This window comes from Bradyrhizobium sp. DOA9, assembly GCF_000617845.2.
Classification (GTDB): Bacteria; Pseudomonadota; Alphaproteobacteria; order Rhizobiales; family Xanthobacteraceae; genus Bradyrhizobium.
Map to the genome: position 1 here is coordinate 3,430,123 of NZ_DF820425.1, position 20,508 is coordinate 3,450,630.

Here is a 20,508-nt window from a genome sequence, read left to right on the forward strand (position 1 = left end):
TTGCTTGTGCGCACTTGAATAGCTGGACCACTGCGCAGCGAAGGCTGGGATGCTCCGGCATCATCTGTGGTCACCCCGCGTGCGGACCCAGGGGGCCAGCGCGTCCGGGACGCGAACGCGGCCAGCAGTTTGAGTTTGCACCGCTCCCAACTTCATCTTGCACTGCGGCAGAAAAATATCGCACACTCCGCCGGACCGGGCCGCCAAAGGCGCGGAGCAGGGGAGCGAGCCATGTCCCTCCAGACCGTACCATCCGACGCCAGCGAGCAACGCCCCAACCGGCCTGAGGATGTCCAGGCAATGGAGGCCGATGCCCGGCTGCGGGACGACATCCGCCTGCTCGGGCGCATTCTCGGCGACACCGTGCGCGACCAGGAGGGGGCCGATGTGTTCGACCTGGTCGAGCGCATCCGCCAGACCTCGATCCGGTTCCACCGCGACGAGGATCGGCTCGCCCGCCGCGAGCTCGAGCAGATCCTCGACAGCATGTCGACCTCCGAGACGGTGCGGATCGTCCGCGCCTTCAGCTATTTCTCGCACCTTGCCAACATTGCCGAGGACCAGAACAACATCCGCCAGATGCGCGCGCGCAGCGCCGCAAAGAACGGCGGCTCCGGCATGCTGGCGGAGACGCTGGGGCACGCCAAGGCGGCGGGCATCGGTCCCGACCAGCTCCGCAATTTCTTCAAGACCGCGCTGGTCAGCCCGGTGCTGACCGCGCACCCGACCGAGGTCCGCCGCAAGAGCACCATGGACCGCGAGATGGAGATCGCAGCCCTGCTCGACCGCCGCGAGCGCGTCGCCCTGACCGCGGAGGAGCTTGAAGCCGGCGACGAGCAGCTCCGCCGCGAGGTGCTGACGCTGTGGCAGACCAATCTGCTCCGCCGCACCAAGCTCACGGTTCTGGACGAGGTCGCCAACGGTCTGTCGTTCTACGACTACACCTTCCTGCGCGAGGTGCCGCGGCTCGTCAACGCGCTGGAGGACCGGCTGGAGCAGGGCGGCGAGCAGGCCGCCGGCGAGCTTGCCTCGTTCCTGCGCATGGGCAGCTGGATCGGCGGCGACCGCGACGGCAATCCCTTCGTCACCGCCGACGTCATGCGCGGCACGCTGCGGCTGCAGTCGAGCCGGGTGATGCAGTTCTATCTGAACGAGCTACACGTGCTCGGCGCCGAGCTGTCGATCGCGGCCCATCTCGCCGACGTCTCCGAGGAGCTGCGAACCCTTGCGGAGCGCTCGCCGGACACCTCGCCGCACCGGAGCGGCGAGCCCTATCGTCTCGCGGTCTCAGGCATCTATGCCCGTCTCACCGCGACGGCTGAAAAGCTCGAGGTCGAGATCACGCGCCGGCCGGTCGGCAAGGCGGCGCCCTACGAGAGCGTCAGGGATTTGCAGGCCGATCTCGACGTGCTGCACCGCTCGCTGATCTCCAACAATGCCCGCGTCATCGCCCGCGGCCGGCTGCGGCTGCTCCGCCGCGCGGTGGACTGCTTCGGCTTTCACCTCGCCCGGCTCGACATCCGTCAGAATTCGGCGGTGCACGAGCGCACCATCGCCGAGCTGATGGACGCCGCCAACCCCGGCATGTCCTATCTCGCGCTCGGCGAGGAGGCCCGCATCTCGCTGCTGACCAACGAGCTGCGCTCGACGCGCGCGCTGGTCTCGCCCTTCGTCAAATACAGCGACGAGACCATGGGCGAGCTCAACGTGTTCCATGCCGCCGCGGAAGCGCATGCGAAATTCGGCTCGGACGCCATTCCACAATGCATCATCTCGATGTGCAAGGGCATGTCCGACATGCTCGAGGTCGCCGTGCTCCTGAAGGAGGTCGGCCTCGTCCACCCCTCCGGGCGCAGCGCCATCAACATCGTGCCGCTGTTCGAGACCATCGAGGATCTACAGGCCTCATCCGGCATCATGGACCGCATGCTGTCGCTGCACGATTATCGCCGCCTCGTCGACAGCCGCGGCAGCGTCCAGGAGGTCATGCTGGGCTATTCCGACAGCAACAAGGACGGCGGCTTCGTCACCTCGGGCTGGGAGCTCTACAAGGCCGAGATCGGCCTCGTCGAAGTGTTCGAGCGCCATCACGTGCGCTTACGCCTGTTCCACGGCCGCGGCGGCTCGGTCGGGCGCGGCGGCGGGCCGAGCTATGACGCCATCATCGCCCAGCCCGGCGGCGCCGTGAACGGCCAGATCCGCATCACCGAGCAGGGCGAGATCATCTCGTCGAAATATTCCAACGCCGAAGTCGGCCGCAACAATCTGGAGATTCTCGCGGCCGCGACGCTGGAGGCGAGCCTCCTGCATCCGCGCCAGAGCGCGCCGCGCCGCGAATATCTGACCGCGATGGACGAATTGTCGAACCTCGCCTTCAAGGCCTATCGCGGCCTCGTCTACGAGACCGAGGGCTTCGTGGATTATTTCTGGTCGTCCACCGTCATCAACGAGATCGCCACGCTCAACATCGGCAGCCGTCCGGCCTCGCGCAAGAAGACCCGCGCGATCGAGGACCTCCGCGCCATCCCCTGGGTGTTCTCCTGGGCGCAATGCCGCCTGATGCTGCCGGGCTGGTACGGTTTTGGCAGTGCGGTCGAGCAGTGGATCGCGGAGCACCCCGACAAGGGCATGCCCTTCCTGAAAGAGCTCTACCAGGAATGGCCGTTCTTCCGCATGCTGCTGTCGAACATGGACATGGTGCTGGCCAAGAGCTCGATCGCGATCGCCTCGCGTTATGCCGAGCTCGTGCCGGACGAGGCCTTGCGCGAAAAAATCTTCGGCCGCATCCGCCGCGAATGGCATTCCTGCATCGAGACGCTGCTCGATATCATGGGCCAGGACCGGCTACTCCAGGGCAATCCGCTGCTGGAGCGCTCCGTGCGCCACCGCTTTCCCTATCTCGATCCGCTCAACCACGTGCAGGTCGAGCTCTTGAGAGAGCACCGCGCGCAAAACCCCGACGAGCAGGTGCTGCGCGGGATCCAGCTGACGATCAACGGCATCTCGGCGGGGTTGCGGAATACGGGGTAGGGGCGAGTTGCGAATGGCGAGTAGCGAATAGAGAGCCCATTCGCCATTCGCCACGCACCATTCGCGCAATCACACGGGATCCCAGGTGAAGATGTCGGCGGAGCGGTCGAGCTTGTAGAACGAGCCCTTCAGCGCCGGCATGCCGTGCTCCGCGATCGATTGCGGCGTCCAGCCTTCGCTCCGCTGCACCGAGCGGATCGGACGGTTCTGGCTGAACAGGAAGATCTCGTTCATGCGCACGCCGAAGATTTGCCCGGTGACGTCCTTCGCGGAATCGGAGATCAGATAGCCGCAGAGCGGGGCGATCTTCTCCGGGCCCATCTGCTTGATCTTCTCGACGCGCGCCTTCTCAGCGTCGGTCTCGGTCGGGATGGTGCCGATCATGCGCGTCCAGGCGAACGGCGAGACGCAGTTGGAGCGGACGTTGAAGCGGCCCATGTCGAGCGCGATCGACTTCGAGAGACCGACGATGCCGAGCTTGGCGGCGGCGTAGTTGGCCTGGCCGAAATTGCCGATCAGGCCGGAGGTCGAGGTGAAGTGCACGAACGAGCCAGACTCCTGCTCGCGGAAGATGCGCGCCGCGGCGTGGCTGACGTAGAACGAGCCCATCAGATGCACCTTGATGACGGCCTCGAACGCTTCCACGCTCATCTTGTGGAAGATCATGTCGCGCAGGATGCCGGCATTGTTGACGACGCCGTCGAGCCGGCCGAAATGATCGGTCGCGGTCTTCACGATCTTGCTGGCAGGAATGGCTTCCGCGACGCTCTCGAAATTGGCGACCGCCGTGCCGCCGCGCTTCTTGATCTCCTCGACCACCTCCTCGGCGGGCGCAGCGTTCGCGCCGGCGCCGTCGGCGGCTCCGCCGGGATCGTTGACGACGACCTTGGCGCCCTCGGCCGCGCACAGAAGCGCAATCTCGCGCCCGATGCCACGGCCCGCGCCGGTGACGATGATGACCTTGTCTTGCAGTGATTTGCTCATGTGGATGCCTCCTGTTGTCTCTGTCATCCCGGGGCGTGCGAAGCACGAACCCGGAATCTCGACGTTCCGGGTCTGGTCCTTCGGACCATCCCGGAACGACGAGAAACTACCTCTCGTTCGTAAACACGATCGTGCCACTCGCGGCGAACATGCCGCCGACGCCGTGGCACACCGAAATTGTCGCGTTCGGCACCTGCGCCGGCGCGATCCCGCGCATCTGGCGCACGCTCTCCTGCAGCGCGTACATGCCGTACATGCCCGAATGCATGTAGCTCAATCCGCCGCCATTGGTGTTGAGCGGCAGCTTGCCGCCCGGCCGCGTGTTGCCATCTGCGATGAACCTTCCCGTCTCCTCATAAGGCATGAAGCCGAGATCGCCGAGGCCGAACAGCGGCAGATGCGCGAACGCGTCGTAGATCATGAGATGGTCGACATCCCCGTGCGCAATGCCTGCCTCCTTGAACGCCAGCGGTCCCGCCGTCTTGAACGCGCGCGAGGAATTGAAAGTCTCCATCTGGCTGACCATCGGCGTCTCGACGCTCTCGCCGGTGCCCATGATGTAGACCGGCTTCCGCGGAAAATCCCCGGCGCGGTCGGCCGACGTCAGGATCAGCGCGCCGCCGCCATCGGTGACGAGGCAGCACTGCAGAAGGCGGAACGGATAGGCGATCATGCGCGAGTCGAGGACGTCGGCGACCGTGATCGGGTCCTTCATCATCGCGCGCGGATTCTTCGCCGCCCATTCGCGCTGCACCACCGCGACCGCAGCGAGCTGCTCGTGGGTGATGCCGTAGGTCTTCATGAAGCGCAGCACGGGGATCGGGAACATGCTGGGCGGGCCATAGACCCCGAAAGGCGCCTCGAACTGGCCGTTGAGGCTGTCGGCCGGCGTCGAGCGCGGCAATTTGCCGATCATCGACTTGCCGCTCTCGGCATGGGTGATCAGCACGGTCTTGCACAGCCCTGCCTCGATCGCCGCCGCCGCGTGGCGGACGTGCAGCATGAAGGAGCAGCCGCCGACGGAGGTGCCGTCCACCCAGGTCGGCTTGATGCCGAGATAGTGGCAGACCTGCTGCGGCGTTTCGACCGCGGTGGCGAAGCCGTCGATGTCGGACAGCTTCAGCCCGGCGTCGGCAATGGCGTTGAGCGCGGCATCCGCGTGCAGCTGGAGCTGCGAGGCGTTGGGGATGACACCGAGCTCGGTGGTCTCGGCCGCGCCGACGACGGCAACCTGGTTCTTGCGCATGCTCTACCCCTTCGCCGGGCGGAAAACGGGGAGGGTGATCTTGTCGTCGAGCTCCTGGAACGCGACCTCGAGCTTCATGTCGAGCGCGAGTGCCTCGGGCGTTTGCGGGCAGTCGATGATGTTGCTCATCATCCGCGGGCCTTCGTCGAGCTCGACCACCGCGATGGCGTAAGGCGGCGTGAAGCCCGGCGCGGCGGGACGGTGGTTGATGACGTAGCTGTAGAGAAAGCCCTTGCCGCTCGCCTTGAAGACGCTGACCTTGCGCGAGGCGCAGGACGGGCAGAACGGGCGCGGCGGGAAGTAGACATGTGCGCAGGCGTCGCAGCGCTGCAGCCGCAATTCGCCGGCCTTGGTGCCGTCCCAGAAATGCTGGGTCTCCGGCGTCGGTTTCGGTCGCGCGCGCTGCGGTTCGGCCATGTTGGCGCTCCTCCCAAGAGACAGGCCTCGCGCCCGCCTGTTCGAACTTGATGCGACATTCGACCATGGCGCGTCAACGGTCCAGCAATGCGCATGCATGCCATCATGCGCACAATGCTTGTGTCGAGCCGAGCTAGCGCTATAGATTGCGCGCGAAATATTCCGTGAGACAGACATGCCCGATTTTCCGACACTGGCGCAGCTCGCCGAAGACCTCGAAAGCGGCCGCACCACCTCCCGCAAATTGGTCGAGGCCTGCCTCGCCAGGATCGCCGACCCCACTGGGGAGGGCCAGCGCGCCTTCATCCACGTCGACAAGGACGCCGCGCTCGCGGCGGCCGATGCGATGGATGCCTTGCGCAAGGCCAAGGCGGCGCCGTCGCGCTATGCCGGCATCCCGATCTCGATCAAGGATCTGTTCGACATCAAGGGCCAGGTGACCCGCGCCGGCTCGCGCGCGCTCGATGACTCAGCCCCGGCCGAGCACGATGCCGCGACGGTGGCCCGGCTGCGAAAGGCGGGCTTCGTCGTCATCGGCCGCACCAACATGACCGAGTTCGCCTATTCCGGCATCGGCATCAATCCGCATTACGGCACGCCGAAGGGGGCCTGGAATCGCGCCGACGGCCACGTCCCCGGCGGCTCGTCCTCGGGCGCGGCGGTGTCCGTGCTCGACGGCATGGCGCATGGCGCGCTCGGCACCGACACCGGCGGCTCCTGCCGGATTCCGGCCGCCTTCAACGGCATCGTCGGCTACAAGCCGACGCAGCGCCGCGTGCCGCTCGACGGCTCCGTGCCGCTGTCGTTCTCCCTCGACAGCATCGGGCCGCTGGCGCGATCGGTCAGCTGCTGTGCCATACTTGATGCCGTGCTCGCGGGTGAGCCGATCGTCGCCTTGAGGCCGTGGCCGATCCAGGGCATGCGGCTTGCGGTGCCCACCACGATCGCGCTCGACGATCTCGAACCCGAGGTCGCCGCGACCTTCGAGCGCGCGCTGAAGACGCTGTCCGATCACGGCGCCATCGTCGAGCGGATCGAGATGGCGGAGTTCCACGACATCGGCCCGATGAACGCCAAAGGCGGTTTCGCGGCCTCCGAGAGCTATGCCTGGCACCGCTATCTCATCACGGCCAAGGGCGACGTCTACGATCCCCGCGTCTTCGTCCGCATCATGCGCGGCGAGGCGCAGAGCGCGGCCGACTACATCGACCTGCTCAACGAGCGCCGGTCGCTGATCGCGCGCGTCAACGCGCGCATCGCGCCCTATGACGCCCTGGTGCTGCCGACCACGCCCAACACGCCGCCGAAGATCGCCGACCTCGCCGACGATCAGGCGTTCGCCCGCGAGAACATCCGCGCCTTGCGCAATTGCAGCCTGATCAACCTGATCGACGGTTGCGCCATCTCGCTGCCCTGTCACCGCGAGGGCGACGTTCCCGTCGGCCTGATGCTGGCGGGCGCGGGCGGCTCGGACCATCGCATTTTCGAACTTGCTGCCGGCATGGAGGCCGTCATTCGTGTTTGACCTGACTTTCACCGTCGACGCCCAAGGCACCACAACGCCGCTGACGCTGGCGATCGACCAGCTGGTCATCGCCGGCTGGACCGGCCGCGACACGGTCGCGCGCGACAAGCACATCAAGGAGCTGCAGGAGATGGGCATCGCGCCGCCGGCGTCGACGCCGATCTACTATCGCGCCTCGGCGCGGCGACTGACCCAGGAGGACAGCATCGAATGCACCGGTGGCGATTCTAGCGGCGAGGTCGAGTTCGTGCTGATCGGCTGGCAGGGCCGCATCTTCGTCGGCTGCGGCTCCGATCACACCGACCGCAAGGTCGAGGCCTACGGCGTCACGGTCTCCAAGCAGATGTGCGACAAGCCGGTCGCCTCGACGCTGTGGGAGCTCGAGGACGTCATCGGCCATTGGGACAAGATGATCCTGCGCTCCTACGCCACCATCAAGGGCGAGCGCGTGCTCTACCAGGAGGGCACGCTGGACGCGATGCTGCCGGTCGCCGATCTCATCAAGCGCGGCTTTGACGGCGGCAAGTTCCCCGACGGCTGCGCCATGTTCGGCGGAACGTTCGCCGCCAAGGGCGGCATCCGCCCCGCCGACCGGTTCGAGTTCGAGCTTGAGGACCCCGTGTTGAAGCGCACGATCCGGCACGGCTACGACGTGGTGACGCTGCCGGTGAGGGGGTAGCTCGCTCCACCGTCATTGCGAGCGCAGCGAAGCAATCCAGGCTGGTTCCGCGGGGGGATTCTGGATTGCTTCGCTGCGCTCGCAATGACGGGGAGAGCGTCATCGGAAATCGGGTGGCGGGGTGAACGTTCGGTTGCGAAGGTGATTGCCATGACAATGACCGCACGAAAATCAGCCCACCCCTCCGTTCCCGACCTCGCAGCCCACGTCGACGCTCTCGACTGGCCGCAGATCACGGCCGAACTCGACGCCCAGGGCTGCGCCGTCCTGAAGAACCTGCTCACGCCGGACCAATGCCGCGCCATTGCCGCGCTCTACCCGGACAATGCGCACTTCCGCAGCCGCATCGTCATGGGCCGCCACGGCTTCGGCCGCGGCGAGTACAAGTACTTCGCCTATCCGCTGCCCGATCTGATCGCGCAGCTGCGCCCGGCACTCTACGCGCACCTTCAAGCCGTCGCCAATCGCTGGAACGAGGCGATGGGGATCGACATCCGCTATCCCGCCGCACACGCGGCGTTCCTGAAGCGCTGCCACGACGCCGGCCAGACACGGCCGACGCCGCTGCTGCTGCAATATGAGACCGGCGACTACAATTGCCTGCACCAGGACCTCTACGGCGAGCACGTCTTCCCGCTCCAGGTCGCGATCCTGCTCTCCGAGCCCGGCCGCGATTTCACCGGCGGCGAGTTCGTGCTGACCGAGCAGCGCCCGCGCATGCAGTCCCGCGCCGAGGTGGTGCCGCTGGCGCAGGGCGATGCGGTCGCCTTCGCTGTGCATCACCGCCCGGTGCAGGGGACACGCGGCACCTACCGCGTTAATCTGCGCCACGGCGTCAGCCGGCTCAGGTCCGGCCAGCGCCACACGCTGGGTGTGATCTTCCACGATGCCAAATGAGCGCTGCGATTGACGGGTGATTTGTTCGACACCGTTGCCGAGGCACAGCCATCGCGCGAAGAAATCGCCGATGGCGGCGTGCTGCTGCGCGGCTTCGTCAAGCCGATCGAGAGCGGGTTGATCGACGCGGTGCGCGCGATCGTGGCGCAGTCGCCGTTCCGGCGGATGACGACGCCGGGCGGCCATCTGATGTCGGTGGCGATGACCAATTGCGGCGAGCGCGGCTGGATCACCGATCACACCGGCTATCGCTACGACCCCATCGATCCGCGCACCGGTGCGCCATGGCCGGCGATGCCGCCGCTGTTTGCCGATCTCGCCCGCCGCGCCGCGGAGCAGGGCGGTTTCGAAGACTTCGCGCCCGATGCCTGCCTCGTCAACCGTTACGAGCCGGGCACGCGGCTGTCGCTGCACCAGGACAAGGACGAGCTGGATTATTCCGCGCCGATCGTCTCGGTCTCGCTCGGTCTGCCAGCGACCTTCCTGTTCGGCGGCCTCGCGCGTAGCGACAAGCCGCGCCGCTTCCGGCTTGTCCATGGCGACGTCGTGGTCTGGGGCGGGGCCAGCCGGCTCGCCTATCACGGCGTCGCGCCGCTCGCCGACGGCGAGCATCCGCTGCTGGGGCGGAAGCGGATCAATCTGACCTTCCGCAGGACGCGCTGACGCGTTTCCTCGCAGCCCTCACTCGTCTAAGCTCGGAGCGGGGAGGCGGCGACATGACGACCACACAGAATTCGGCCGGCACGGGCACGGCGAACCGCACGGGGCTTTATCTCGCAGGCCTGCAATTGCTGTTCACGCTGGGCTGGACCACCTACGTCGTCTACCTGCCAAAGCTCGCCGCCGAGGTCGGCATCGCGCCGTCCGCCGTCATCCTCATCCTGATGCTGGATCAGGCGATCTTCACCATTGCCGACACCGCGATGGGAATTGCGGCCGACAAGCTCGCGCCCCATGTCGGCAGGCTCGGCCTGTTCGTCGCCCTCGTGACCGCGATCTCCTGCGGCGCCTTCGTCGCGCTGCCCTTCGTTGCCGGAGCCGGCGCAGCGGCGCAGGGCTGGTTCATCGCACTGATCGTGGTCTGGTCGATCACGTCCTCCGCGCTGCGGGCGCCGCCGCTGACCTTGCTCGGCAAATACCGCGCGAGGCCCCAGGTGCCGTTCCTCGCGGCGCTGACCATGCTCGGCTACGGCGTCGCCGGCGCCGTCTCGCCCTATCTCGGCGTGGTGCTGCGCGAGCACGATGCGCGGTTGCCGTTCGTGATCTCGAGCGCAGTGCTGCTTCTGACCGCGCTCGGGCTGTCCAGGATCGAGCATGACGTGGCGCGCGACACCGTGCCGCCCACACCGGACGAAGCAGCAGAGCCGCTCGGTCTCGTCCCGATCGTCTTCATCGCCGCGATGATCGCGCTCGCCCTCGGCTACCAGCTGCACTTTGCCATGAACAGCGCGCCGTCCTATCTGCGCTTTGCAGCGCCTGCCGACCTGCAATGGCTGATGCCGGTGTTCTGGATCGGCTTCAACATCGCGATGTTTCCGGCAAGCCTCGTCGTCAAGCATCGCGGCGGCCTGATCGTGATGGGTGCTGCCGGCCTGTTCGGTGCGGTGGCGATTGCGGCGGCCGAATTCGCCGGCAACCTCAACACGCTGATCGCGGCGCAATTTCTCGCCGGAGCCGCGTGGGGCTGCATGCTGATGAGCGCGGTCTCGGCTGCGCTCGCGATCGGCTCGACCGGCGCCGAAGGCAAGGTCACGGGCCTCGTCTTCTCCGCGCTCGCCCTCGGCACCTTCGCGCGGATGGCGGCGGTTGCCGGCGGCCTGCAGAAGATGCCGGAATACGCGCCGCTGCTGCACTGGGCGCCGGTCGCCTGCTGGTCGGTCGCAGGCGCCGGTCTGCTGGTGATCGCAGCCGCGCGGCTGCAGGGCGCATCCAGCCTCAAGGCTTCGGCGGGTGAATGAAGGCCCACGGGCTGACTTCGGAATCCCTGGGCACCTCGACGGAAATCACCACCGGCCCGCCGTGGCCGAGCGCCTTCTCCAGCGCCGACTTGAACTGCTCCGGCGCGGTGACGCGCGAAGCCGCCACGCCAAAGGATTCCGCGAGCTTGACGAAATCGGGGTTGACGAGATCGGACGCCACCACGCGGCCGTCGAAATGCTGGCGCTGGTCGCGGCGGACATTGCCGTAGGCGTTGTTGTTGAACACCAGCGTCACCACGCCGATGTTGAACTGCACGGCGGTGGCGAGCTCCTGCACGCCGAACATGAAGCCGCCGTCTCCGGTGATGGCCACCACCGGCTTGTCGGGATTGGCGACCTTGGCGCCGAGCGCGGTCGGGAAACCCGAGCCGAGCGTGCCCTGGTAGCCCGAGGTGATGAAGGTGCGCGGCTGGTAGACCGGAAAGCCGTACCAGGAAGCGAATCCGACCTGCGACAATTCATCGGTGACGATCGCGTTCGCCGGCAGCACCTCGCGCAGGATCTTGAGATAGGCCATCTGCGGCTGGATGCGCTGGATCTCGGCCTGTGCGCTGGCTGTGGCCTCGCGAATGTCTTCGCGCCGGCCGCGGCTCTTGGCGTAGCCGGCCTTCTTCACGGCCGCGGCGAGATCGGCCGTACCGGCCTTGGCATCGGCGACGATGGCGCTATCGACGACGAGCCGGCGCATTTCGGCCGGATCGATGTCGATGCGAATGGATTTCAGGCCGCTCGGTTGATAGGGCCAGCGGAAGCCGGAGGCCGGCAGCTCGGCGCGGGTGCCGATGGCGATCATCAGATCGGTCGTCGGCCACAGCTTGTAGGCGGCGGCCATGGTGAGCCCGAGCTCATGCGCATTGGAGACGATGCCGCGGCCGCTGCGGAAGGCAACCACGGGCGCATCGATCATCTCGGCGAGCTCGAGGATCTCCTCACCGGCTTCGATCGCGCCGCTGCCGACGAAGATCATCGGCGCCTTGCTCGCCTTGATCAGCGCTGCGGCCTGCTTGATCAGATCAGGATCAGGCTGCGGCGCCGGCATCGGCTCCAGCACCTGCGCAGTCGCCGTGTCGGCGCGCTGGGTGAAGACGTCCCAGGGCATCTCGACCGAGGCGGGGCCGCGCCGCCCCGACATCATCTCCTGGAACGCGCGCGCCACGATCGTCGGCGCGTTGCCGGGATATTCGATGCGCTCGGCCCATTTCACATAGGTGCGCAAGGTCGCGAGCTGGTCCGGCATCTCGTGCAGATGGCCGCGACCCTTGCCGAGGAACGAGGTCGGCACCTGGCCGGTGACACACAGCACCGGCTCGTTGCAGCCGAACGCGGTGAGCAGCGCGGCGCTGGCATTGAGCACGCCCGGGCCGGGCACCACGCTGAACACGCCGGGCCGGCCGCTGGAGCGCGCATAGCCGAACGCCATGTAGCCGCAGGCCTGCTCGTGCCGCGCGCCGATCACCTTGAGCTGCGCCTGGTGAAAGGCGTCGAACAGGCCGTAGACCTGCGCGCCCGGCAGGCCGAACACGGTGTCGACGCCGTGGGCGACAAGCCCGCTTACGATCGCTTCGCCGCCGGTGAGGCTGGTCATCTGGCATTTCCATTTCGCTTGTTGTTCAGGCTTCGTCGACCACGCCGTTGCGCAAGCGCCCGATCCCCTCGGCCTCGACCTCGACGACGTCGCCGGGCTTCAGGTATTGCGGCGGATCGAACCGCGCCCCCGCACCGGTCGGCGTGCCCGTGACGATGATATCGCCGGGCACCAGGGTTGCGAAGGTCGAGATATAGTTCAAGAGATATCGGAACGGAAACATCAGCCGGCTGGTGCGGTCGTCCTGCCTCAGCTCGCCGTTGACATGCGTGGTGAGACGGATGTCGGCGATCTGCGATGCCCGCGTGTAGGGCACCAGCCACGGGCCGAGGCTGCCGCTGGAATCGAAGTTCTTGCCTTGCGTCACGTTGAACTTGGCGTGACGCAGCCAGTCGCGAACCGAGCCCTCGTTGCAGAGCGTGAGCGCGGCGATGTGATCGAGCGCGCTGCTTTCGGGGATATGCCGGCCTGGCTTGCCGATCACCAGCGCGATCTCGCCCTCATAGTCGAGCTGCGCGGAAGCACGCGGGCGCACCAGCGGCGTGTCGTGGCCGACGAAGGAGCGGGGCGAGCGCATGAACATGCTCGGATATTTCGGCGCCTCCTGGCCGTCCTTGTACTCGGCGTTGCGATCAGGGTAGTTGACGCCGATGCAGATGATCTTCTCCGGCGCCGGGATCGGCGGCAGCCATGTGATGTCGCCGAGCGCGTGATCCGGTTTGCGGCCGGCGGCCTCTTCGGCAAAGCTGATGAGCTTGCCGGCCGCGATCACCTCGCGCAGCGTGGGATAGTCCCGTGCATGACGCGCGGAGAGATCGACGATGCCGCCCTCCAGGACGGCGCCGTAGCTGACATCACCCTTGACGGAATAGGTGGCGAGACGAGGCAGCTTCATCAGTCCGCCACCAGCACATCGGCCACGAATTTCGGCTCGCGCACGGCCTGGCCCGTGAACGGCGAGCCCTGCTCGAACCAGGAACGCGGCGCTGGTGCGCCCCACAGCGTCTGGCGGCGCGGATCGCGCAACGACCAGCGCAGCGGCTCGTGGTCGTGATCGCCGGTGAAGTAATCGCTGGTGTAGAGCTCGAGGCGGTGTCCGTCGGGATCGCGCACATAGAGGAAGAACGCGTTCGAGATGCCGTGGCGTCCCGGTCCGCGCTCGATGTTCTTCACGAAACCTTGCGAGGCCATGACGTCGCAGAGATGGATGATGTTCATCGCCGTCGGCGTCCAGTAGGCGAAATGGTGCAGCCGCGGGCCCTTGCCGTTGGTGATGGCGAAATCGTGGACGTTGCCCTTGCGGTGCATCCAGGCCGCGGCGATGCGGCCGTTCGGCCCGTCCTCCTCGGCATATTCGGTGAGGCGGAAGCCGAGCCGGGCGTAGAATTCCATCGTGTCCTGCACTTCGGCGGCGAAGACGTTGAAATGGTCGAGCCGCTGCGGGTGGCAACCCCGGTAGAGGTCGTAGCGGCGCAACAGATGTGGCCGTCGCTCCATCGTCGCGTAGAGCTCGATTCTAAAGCCGAACGGATCAGTGAATTGCAGCGTACGGCCTTGGAAGGCCTGATCGGCAAAGGCGTAGGATAGGCCGTTCTCGGACAGGAACGCCGCGGCCTTGTCGAGATCCTTGTCGTTGCCGGCCTTGAAGCCGAGCCGGGCGCAAGCCGGCACGGCTGCCTTGCGCAGCACCAGCGAGTGATGCTGGTGCTCCTCGGCGGCGCGCAGGTAGACGGCGTTGTCGTCGGCATCCTCAACATGCAGGCCGACAATGGTCTCGTAGAACGCGCGGCTCAGCTTCAAATCGGTGACGTCGAGCACGACGTGGCTGGAGCGGATGATGTTGAATGGCGGCTCGAAGACGTGTTGCGGTACGGGCATGTGCGTTTCCCCTTTTCTCGGCTTCGTCATTCCGGGGCGTGCGAAGCACGAACCCGGAATCCATTCATCAACGGACTCTGCTGCACGATGGATTCCGGGTTCGGCTCTTCGAGCCGCCCCGGAATGACACTGCCTCTAAATCCCCAGTCTCTGTATCTTGTGCGTGCCCCGCGCCAGCGAGACGTGCTTGGTTTCCATGTAGAAGTCGAACGAATAGTCGCCGCCGTCGCGACCGATGCCTGAGGCTTTCATGCCGCCGAACGGCGTCGGCAAATGGCGGACGTTCTCCGAGTTCAGCCAGATCATGCCGGCCTCCAGCGCGTCGGCAACGCGCAAGGCGCGGCCGACGTCGTTGGTCCAGACATAGCCGGTCAGGCCATAGCGGATGTCGTTGGCGATCTCGACGGCGTCCTTCTCGTCCTTGAAGGGCAGCACGGTGAGGAACGGCCCGAACACCTCCTCCTGCGCCACGCGCATCTTGCCGTGCGCACCGGTGACCAGGGTCGGCTCGACATAATGCCCGCCCCCGGGGCCGTCGTAGGCCTTGCCGCCGACCGCAATCGTGGCGCCGTCCTGGCGCGCGACGTCGAAATAGGAGCAGACCTTTGCCAGATGCCGCTCGTGGATCAGCGGCCCGATCTCGGTTGCGGGATCGAGGGGATGGCCGACCTTGAGCGCCTTCACCCGCGCGGTCAGCTTCGCCACGAATTCTTGCGCGATGCTCTCTTGGATCAGCAGTCGGCTCGACGAGGTGCAGCGCTCGCCGTTGAGCGAGTAGATCATGAACACGACCGCGTCGAGCGCGCGGTCGAGATCGGCGTCGTCGAATACGATCACCGGGTTCTTGCCGCCGAGCTCGAAATGCACGCGCTTCAGCGTGGGCGCGCCCTGCATCATGATGGCAGACCCGGTCGCGCTCTCGCCGACGAAGCCGATCGCCTTGATGGCGGGATGCTCGGTCAGCGCCTTGCCCGCTTCCTCGCCGAAGCCGTGCACGGTGTTGAGCACGCCGTCGGGCACGCCTGCTTCCTTCACTAGCTTCGCCAGGATGGAGGCCGTCACCGGCGACCATTCGGCCGGCTTGTGCACGACCGTGCAGCCGGCCGCCAGCGCTGGCGCGATCTTCCAGGTCGAGAGCATGAACGGCGTGTTCCACGGCGTGATCACGCCGACCGGACCGATCGGCACGCGCGTCGAGACGTTCCAATGCTCGTCGCTCGGCGTGTTGAGGCCGTCGCGCGCCTCGGCGCATTTGTCGGCGAAGAAGCGGAAATTCTCGGCGGCGCGGATCGCCGCCTTGGCCATGAAGCGATAGGCCTGGCCGGTGTCGATGCATTCGAGCACCGCGATGTCCTCGGCATTGTCCTCGATCGCGTCCGCCACCCGATGCAGCAGCTTCTTCCGCAGCGCCGGCCCCATGTCGCGCCACGACTTGAACGCGAGCGCAGCCGCGGTCGCCGCCGCGTCGATATCCTCGGCATTGCCCCGCGCGACGCTGGCGAGCACGGCGCCGTCGACCGGTGACCTGGTCTCGAAGGTCTCGCCCGAGATCGAGGCAACGGTCTTGCCGTCGATCATGTGGCCGATGCCGTCCGCGCGCAGAGACTTCAGCAGCGGCGCGAGGCGGTCGCGGTTGGCCTGGAACAGATCGGCTTTCGGCGCGGGCTTATCCATGAGCAGCCTCCGCTTTCAGGGCTTCGTGAATGTTGTTGCGCTTCCAGCTGGTGTCCTTGTCGTTGATCTGCATGTCGAACGACAGGGCGAACTTGCTGGCGGCGAAGACGGGATCGAGATGCTTTGAGAGTGCCTGGAAGATTTGCTCGCCGGCCTTCTGGCGGGCGGGAAGGTCGCGGCCTTCGCCGATGCGCAGCATCATGTCCAGGAACCCGTAGTCCTGCCGCGCATCCGCGATCGCATAATGCTCGCACCTGACGGCGCGAACGCGGATGCCGCCGAGCGGGAAGATGCCGGTCTCGACGGCCGCCTTGCGCACGACCTCGCACACCGCTGCGATGTCGAGGCGGCCGTCGAGATTGGCCGAATATTCGATGGTGAAATGCGGCATCGCGGTTTCACTCCCTGTCGTCTTTCGTTTACGCGAAGTAGCAGCTCACCGAGCCATAGGCGCCATAATCGGCCTGGATTGTGTCGCCCTTGCGGGTCTCGATCGGACGGATGAACGAGCCGGCGAGAACGACCTGGCCCGGCTCGAGCGCCAGCCCAAGCGGGGCGATCTTGTTGGCGAGCCAGGCGACCGCGGTCGCGGGATGGTTGAGCACGCCAGCGGCAAGGCCCGTCTCTTCCAGCTGGCCGTTCTTGAAGCAGAGCGCGCCGATCCAGCGCAGGTCGGCATCCAGCGGGCGGATCGGCCGTCCGCCGAGCACGATGCCGGCATTCGCCGCATTGTCGGCGATGGTGTCGAAAATCTTTCGGCTCGCCTTGGTCCTGGGGTCGACGCGCTCGATGCGCGTATCCAAAATCTCCAGCGCCGGCACCACGAAGTCGGTGGCGTTGAGCACGTCGAACAGCGTGCAATCGGGCCCTGAAAGGCGCTTGCTCATGACGAAGGCGAGTTCGGCCTCGACCCGCGTCGCGATGAAGCGCTCGGTCGGGATGATACCGCCATCGGCGAAGAACATGTCGTCGAGCAGCACGCCGGAATCCGGCTCATCGATATTGAGGGCGCTCTGCATCGCCTTCGAGGTCAGGCCGATCTTGTGGCCTTTGACCACGCGCCCGTCGGCGATCTTGACGTCGACCCAGGCCTTCTGAATCGCGTAGGCATCCGCGATGGTGATGTCCGGGAAGTCCTGCGAGAGCTGCCGGATCTGCGTGCGTGTCTTCTCCGCCTGGTGCAGACGCCGCGCGCAAGCCTGGATATCGTCGCTGGAAAGCGCCATGGATTTTACAACATGGGTGATCTTACAAATCGTGGTGCCGCGAGATACTTAACATGTTAAGTGAATGCGTCAAACACAAATTCGGCTTGCTGCACTGCAAACGTTTTGCAGGTTGAAAGGGCGTCATGACGAAGAAATCCGCCGATTCCGCCAACGGCAGCCCGCCTGCCGCGCGCCAAGTGCCGATGCGCGATTTCTCGCGCTCGCTGCCGATGTCGCTGCTGCGGGCCCGGGAAGCTGTGATGCGGCAGTTTCGTCCCTCGCTGCGCGAGCACGGCCTGACCGAGCAGCAATGGCGCATCCTGCGGGCGTTGGCGGCGATCGAGGCGGTCGAGGTCACGGAACTCGCGCGCACCGCGTTCCTGCTCGGGCCGAGCCTGTCGCGCATCCTGCGCGACCTCGAGGCCCGCAACCTGATTGAGCGCAAGACGGCGAAAGCCGACCAGCGCCGCAGCATGGTCTCGATCTCGAAGGAGGGGCTGAAGCTGATGGCCTCGGTGGCGCCGACGTCGGAGGCGATCTATGCCGAGATCACGCGGCGCTTTGGCGCGCGCAAGCTCGCCGAATTGCAGGAGATGCTCGGCGAGCTCGAACGGAGCCTCGCGGGGCTCGGAGGCGCGGATGATACCCTCGCGGAGGGATGAACCCTGATATGCGTGCGTGCGCGGCGAGAGCCATGGACATCAGCGCTTTTTTTCGCTCAAAGTGCGGCCCAACCCGATCCGCGGCGAAGTGAGAGCAACAGGGAAGGAAAGGCAACGTGGCGAATAAAGTCAAAGAGATCTGGAAGTCGGGCAAGGCGGTCGTCAACGCGTGGCTTGCCATCCCCTCCGGCTTCTCGGCCGAGATGATCGCGCAATGCGGCTTCGACAGCGTCACGGTCGACATGCAGCACGGCGTGCAGGACTATCTCTCGATGGTGCAATGCTTCCAGGCCATGGACAAGCATCCGGTCACCCCGATGGTCCGCGTGCCCTGGAACGAGCCCGGCATCATCGGCAAGGTGCTCGACGGCGGCGCCTATGGCGTGATCTGCCCGATGGTCAACACGCCGCAGGAAGCCCGGAACCTGGTCTCTTATGCGAAATACCCGCCCAAGGGCGTGCGCTCCAACGGTCCGATCCGCGCCGGCATGTACGGCACCGCGGGCTCCTATCAGAAGACGGCCAACGACGAGATCGTGCTGCTGCCGATGATGGAGACGCGGACCGCGGTGGAGAACATGGAAGCGATCCTCGACGTCGAAGGCATCGACGGCGTCTATATCGGCCCGTCCGATCTCGGCTTTTCCTACGGCCTCGAGCCCAAGCTCGACCGCAGCGAGCCCGAGATCCTCGCGATCTACGACAAGATCATCAAGGAATGCGGCAAGCGCGGTCTCAACCCAGGCATCCATTGCAGCGGCGCCGAAGGCGCAGCGCGCGCGATCAACATGGGCTTCAAGCTGGTGACGCTGTCCAACGAAGTCGGCCTGATGACCACCTACGCCAAGATGCAGGTGAACGCCACCCGCAAGGATTCGGGCGGCAAGGCGTAAGAACCGCGCGAATGGCGAATGGGGAGTGGCGAATTGGCTGCTCCCCATTTTCCATTCGCTACTCACCATTTCGCTACTCGCCTCCGGAGGAGACCGCCATGACCATCAGCCCCGTCATCCGCCTGCACCCCGATGATGGCGTGGTGATCGCGCGCGCGAGCCTGCCGCCGGGTACATTGCTCGCCGACGGCGTGACCACGGTCGAGCGCATCCCTTCCGGCCACAAGGTCGCGATCAAGCCGCTCGCGGTCGGCGAGCCGATCAGGCGCTACGGTCAGATCATCGGCTTCGCCACGCAAGCCATTGCGCCGGGCCAGCACGTGCACGTGCAGAATTGCGGCATGGGCGATTTCTCCAAGGACTATGCCTATTGCGTCGACGTGAAGCCGACGCCGAATTTCGACCTGCCGGCGACCTTCGAAGGCATCCGCCGTCCGGACGGCCGCGTCGCCACGCGCAATTACATCGGCATCCTCACCTCGGTGAATTGCAGCGCCCATGTCGCAAGCCTCGTCGCCGACGTCTTCAAGAAGAACCCCTTCACCGGCGACAATCCGCTCGCCGACTTCCCCAATGTCGACGGCGTGGTCGCGCTGACCCACAAGACCGGCTGCGGCATGACGCAGAACGAGCCGCTGGCGCTGCTCCGCCGCACGCTCGGCGGCTATGCGCGGCACGTCAATTTCTCCCACGTCATCGTGCTCGGCCTCGGCTGCGAGGTGAACCAGATCGGCGGCCTGATGGAAGAGCAGAAGCTCGCCGGCCGCCTGCGCGCGATGGACATCCAGGAGGTCGGCGGCACCCGCAAGACGGTCGAAGCCGGCATCGCCTTCGTGCGCGAGGCGCTGACTGACGCCAATAAGGTCAAGCGCGAGACGGTGCCGGCGAGCGAGCTCACCGTGGCGCTGCAATGCGGTGGCTCCGACGGCTATTCCGGCGTATCCGCCAATCCCGCGCTCGGCGCGGCCAGCGACCTCATCGTGCGCCACGGCGGCACCGTGATCCTGTCGGAGACGCCGGAGACCTACGGCGCCGAGCACCTGCTCACCCGCCGTGCGGTCAGCCGCGAGGTCGGCGAGAAGCTGGTCGACCTGATGCGCTGGTGGGACGAATATACCGCGCGCGAGGGCGCCGAGATGAACGCCAATCCCAGCCCGGGCAACAAGGCCGGCGGTCTCACCACGATTCTCGAGAAGTCGCTCGGCGCGATGGCGAAGGCCGGCACCACCAACCTCGTCGAGGTGCTGCGCTACGCCGAGCCCGTCACCAGGAAGGGGTTCGTGTTCATGGACACGCCCGGCTACGACCCAGTGGCCGCGACCGGGCAGGTCGCAGGCGGTGCCAATCTGGTCTGCTTCACCACGGGCCGCGGCAGCGTGTTCGGCTGCAAGCCGGCGCCCTCGATCAAGCTCGCCACCAACACCCCCATGTACAAGCGCATGGAAGAGGACATGGACGTCAATTGCGGCACCATCCTCGAAGGCGAGGAGAGCGTCGAACAATGCGGCCAGCGCATCTTCGAGCTCATCCTCGAGACCGCCTCGGGCAAGCCGACCAAGAGCGAGAGCTTTGATTTCGGCGGCGCCGAGTTCGCGCCATGGGTGCTGGGCGCCACGATGTAGTCGCGCCGGGCGAGCACCGCCGCGCAGCACAATCAAGAGGCGCCGCACGCCGGTAATTCTGATCGGAATCGGACGCGTGTGGCGATCCGGAATGCAACGATCCTGCGTTAAGTAATGATACGGAGGTGGGCGCCTCCCGCAAAAGTTCCCCGGCTTACACCTGGTTAACATTGTTGCCGTAGACACGAGAGTGATGCGGCTTCACAGCGTGGTGGGGCCGGCGTGATTT

At 66.1% G+C, this 20,508-nt stretch carries 18 protein-coding genes; 9 read left to right on the top strand and 9 right to left on the bottom strand.

Features of this window, described 5'->3' with window-relative positions:
• Window positions 1-231 precede the first annotated feature (231 nt).
• Window positions 232-3,030, top strand: a complete 2,799-nt coding sequence (ppc, locus tag BDOA9_RS16015) for a phosphoenolpyruvate carboxylase (protein WP_025034959.1) — start codon at window positions 232-234, stop codon at window positions 3,028-3,030.
• A 69-nt stretch (window positions 3,031-3,099) separates the two neighbouring features.
• Here ppc and BDOA9_RS16020 read toward each other — a convergent pair whose 3' ends face one another.
• The 3 genes from BDOA9_RS16020 to BDOA9_RS16030 form a co-directional block, all read right to left on the bottom strand.
• Window positions 3,100-4,014 carry an SDR family oxidoreductase gene (locus BDOA9_RS16020; RefSeq protein WP_025034960.1) on the bottom strand — a complete coding sequence of 305 codons (915 nt, stop codon included), beginning with the start codon at window positions 4,012-4,014 and terminating at the stop codon, window positions 3,100-3,102.
• Window positions 4,015-4,120: 106 nt separating this feature from the next.
• Window positions 4,121-5,260, bottom strand: a complete 1,140-nt coding sequence (locus BDOA9_RS16025) for a thiolase C-terminal domain-containing protein (RefSeq protein WP_025034961.1) — start codon at window positions 5,258-5,260, stop codon at window positions 4,121-4,123.
• Between the two features lie 3 nt (window positions 5,261-5,263).
• A complete protein-coding gene (locus tag BDOA9_RS16030) occupies window positions 5,264-5,677 on the bottom strand; it encodes a Zn-ribbon domain-containing OB-fold protein (RefSeq protein ID WP_025034962.1) in 414 nt (137 codons plus the stop codon).
• 175 nt (window positions 5,678-5,852) lie between these two features.
• On the opposite strand from BDOA9_RS16030, the gene BDOA9_RS16035 reads away from it, so the two are divergent.
• The 5 genes from BDOA9_RS16035 (at window position 5,853) to BDOA9_RS16055 (ending at window position 10,736) form a co-directional block, all read left to right on the top strand.
• Window positions 5,853-7,202, top strand: a complete 1,350-nt coding sequence (locus BDOA9_RS16035) for an amidase (protein WP_025034963.1) — start codon at window positions 5,853-5,855, stop codon at window positions 7,200-7,202.
• Window positions 7,195-7,881, top strand: coding sequence for a DUF2848 domain-containing protein (locus BDOA9_RS16040; RefSeq protein WP_025034964.1), 687 nt, complete (start codon window positions 7,195-7,197; stop codon window positions 7,879-7,881). The genes BDOA9_RS16035 and BDOA9_RS16040 overlap by 8 nt, the downstream gene beginning before the upstream one ends.
• Before the next feature lie 150 nt (window positions 7,882-8,031).
• Complete coding sequence (locus BDOA9_RS16045; RefSeq protein ID WP_025034965.1) at window positions 8,032-8,778, top strand: 2OG-Fe(II) oxygenase; 747 nt, start codon at window positions 8,032-8,034, stop codon at window positions 8,776-8,778.
• Window positions 8,779-8,787: 9 nt separating this feature from the next.
• Window positions 8,788-9,441, top strand: a complete 654-nt coding sequence (gene alkB, locus BDOA9_RS16050; RefSeq protein WP_025034966.1) for a DNA oxidative demethylase AlkB — start codon at window positions 8,788-8,790, stop codon at window positions 9,439-9,441.
• A gap of 53 nt (window positions 9,442-9,494) precedes the next feature.
• Window positions 9,495-10,736: an MFS transporter gene (locus BDOA9_RS16055; RefSeq protein ID WP_025034967.1), complete on the top strand. Its 1,242-nt coding sequence runs from the start codon at window positions 9,495-9,497 to the stop codon at window positions 10,734-10,736.
• On the opposite strand, the gene BDOA9_RS16060 is transcribed toward BDOA9_RS16055, so the two are convergent.
• The 6 genes from BDOA9_RS16060 to hpaH form a co-directional block, all read right to left on the bottom strand.
• Window positions 10,714-12,342: a thiamine pyrophosphate-dependent enzyme gene (locus BDOA9_RS16060; protein ID WP_025034968.1), complete on the bottom strand. Its 1,629-nt coding sequence runs from the start codon at window positions 12,340-12,342 to the stop codon at window positions 10,714-10,716. The two genes, BDOA9_RS16055 and BDOA9_RS16060, sit on opposite strands and share 23 nt — an antisense overlap.
• A 25-nt stretch (window positions 12,343-12,367) precedes the next feature.
• Window positions 12,368-13,237, bottom strand: a complete 870-nt coding sequence (locus BDOA9_RS16065; protein ID WP_025034969.1) for a fumarylacetoacetate hydrolase family protein — start codon at window positions 13,235-13,237, stop codon at window positions 12,368-12,370.
• A complete protein-coding gene (gene hpaD, locus BDOA9_RS16070; RefSeq protein WP_025034970.1) occupies window positions 13,237-14,220 on the bottom strand; it encodes a 3,4-dihydroxyphenylacetate 2,3-dioxygenase in 984 nt (327 codons plus the stop codon). The genes BDOA9_RS16065 and hpaD overlap by 1 nt, the downstream gene beginning before the upstream one ends.
• 135 nt (window positions 14,221-14,355) lie before the next feature.
• Window positions 14,356-15,894: a 5-carboxymethyl-2-hydroxymuconate semialdehyde dehydrogenase gene (gene hpaE / locus BDOA9_RS16075; RefSeq protein WP_025034971.1), complete on the bottom strand. Its 1,539-nt coding sequence runs from the start codon at window positions 15,892-15,894 to the stop codon at window positions 14,356-14,358.
• Entirely contained in the window at window positions 15,887-16,285 is a 399-nt protein-coding gene (locus tag BDOA9_RS16080) for a 5-carboxymethyl-2-hydroxymuconate Delta-isomerase (RefSeq protein WP_025034972.1), read from the bottom strand. The genes hpaE and BDOA9_RS16080 overlap by 8 nt, the downstream gene beginning before the upstream one ends.
• Before the next feature lie 28 nt (window positions 16,286-16,313).
• Complete coding sequence (hpaH, locus tag BDOA9_RS16085) at window positions 16,314-17,120, bottom strand: 2-oxo-hept-4-ene-1,7-dioate hydratase (protein ID WP_025034973.1); 807 nt, start codon at window positions 17,118-17,120, stop codon at window positions 16,314-16,316.
• A 125-nt stretch (window positions 17,121-17,245) separates the two neighbouring features.
• Here hpaH and hpaR point away from each other — a divergent pair, with 125 nt between their 5' ends.
• The 3 genes from hpaR (at window position 17,246) to BDOA9_RS16100 (ending at window position 20,279) form a co-directional block, all read left to right on the top strand.
• On the top strand, window positions 17,246-17,764 hold the full coding sequence (hpaR, locus tag BDOA9_RS16090) for a homoprotocatechuate degradation operon regulator HpaR (RefSeq protein ID WP_025034974.1): 519 nt from the start codon (window positions 17,246-17,248) through the stop codon (window positions 17,762-17,764).
• A 116-nt stretch (window positions 17,765-17,880) separates the two neighbouring features.
• Complete coding sequence (locus BDOA9_RS16095; RefSeq protein WP_025034975.1) at window positions 17,881-18,657, top strand: HpcH/HpaI aldolase family protein; 777 nt, start codon at window positions 17,881-17,883, stop codon at window positions 18,655-18,657.
• Window positions 18,658-18,755: 98 nt separating this feature from the next.
• On the top strand, window positions 18,756-20,279 hold the full coding sequence (locus tag BDOA9_RS16100; RefSeq protein WP_025034976.1) for a UxaA family hydrolase: 1,524 nt from the start codon (window positions 18,756-18,758) through the stop codon (window positions 20,277-20,279).
• Window positions 20,280-20,508 lie beyond the last annotated feature (229 nt).

What these genes read in the sequence shown, in the direction of transcription:
- BDOA9_RS16035 (WP_025034963.1), top strand. Translation starts at nt 5,853, where the DNA reads ATGCCCGATTTTCCGACACTGGCGCAGCTCGCCGAAGACCTCGAAAGC.
- BDOA9_RS16080 (WP_025034972.1), bottom strand. Translation starts at nt 16,285, where the DNA reads ATGCCGCATTTCACCATCGAATATTCGGCCAATCTCGACGGCCGCCTC.
- hpaH (WP_025034973.1), bottom strand. Translation starts at nt 17,120, where the DNA reads ATGGCGCTTTCCAGCGACGATATCCAGGCTTGCGCGCGGCGTCTGCAC.
- BDOA9_RS16030 (WP_025034962.1), bottom strand. Translation starts at nt 5,677, where the DNA reads ATGGCCGAACCGCAGCGCGCGCGACCGAAACCGACGCCGGAGACCCAG.
- BDOA9_RS16045 (WP_025034965.1), top strand. Translation starts at nt 8,032, where the DNA reads ATGACAATGACCGCACGAAAATCAGCCCACCCCTCCGTTCCCGACCTC.
- hpaR (WP_025034974.1), top strand. Translation starts at nt 17,246, where the DNA reads ATGACGAAGAAATCCGCCGATTCCGCCAACGGCAGCCCGCCTGCCGCG.
- hpaE (WP_025034971.1), bottom strand. Translation starts at nt 15,894, where the DNA reads ATGGATAAGCCCGCGCCGAAAGCCGATCTGTTCCAGGCCAACCGCGAC.
- BDOA9_RS16100 (WP_025034976.1), top strand. Translation starts at nt 18,756, where the DNA reads ATGACCATCAGCCCCGTCATCCGCCTGCACCCCGATGATGGCGTGGTG.
- ppc (WP_025034959.1), top strand. Translation starts at nt 232, where the DNA reads ATGTCCCTCCAGACCGTACCATCCGACGCCAGCGAGCAACGCCCCAAC.
- BDOA9_RS16025 (WP_025034961.1), bottom strand. Translation starts at nt 5,260, where the DNA reads ATGCGCAAGAACCAGGTTGCCGTCGTCGGCGCGGCCGAGACCACCGAG.
- hpaD (WP_025034970.1), bottom strand. Translation starts at nt 14,220, where the DNA reads ATGCCCGTACCGCAACACGTCTTCGAGCCGCCATTCAACATCATCCGC.
- BDOA9_RS16020 (WP_025034960.1), bottom strand. Translation starts at nt 4,014, where the DNA reads ATGAGCAAATCACTGCAAGACAAGGTCATCATCGTCACCGGCGCGGGC.
- BDOA9_RS16060 (WP_025034968.1), bottom strand. Translation starts at nt 12,342, where the DNA reads ATGACCAGCCTCACCGGCGGCGAAGCGATCGTAAGCGGGCTTGTCGCC.
- BDOA9_RS16055 (WP_025034967.1), top strand. Translation starts at nt 9,495, where the DNA reads ATGACGACCACACAGAATTCGGCCGGCACGGGCACGGCGAACCGCACG.
- BDOA9_RS16065 (WP_025034969.1), bottom strand. Translation starts at nt 13,237, where the DNA reads ATGAAGCTGCCTCGTCTCGCCACCTATTCCGTCAAGGGTGATGTCAGC.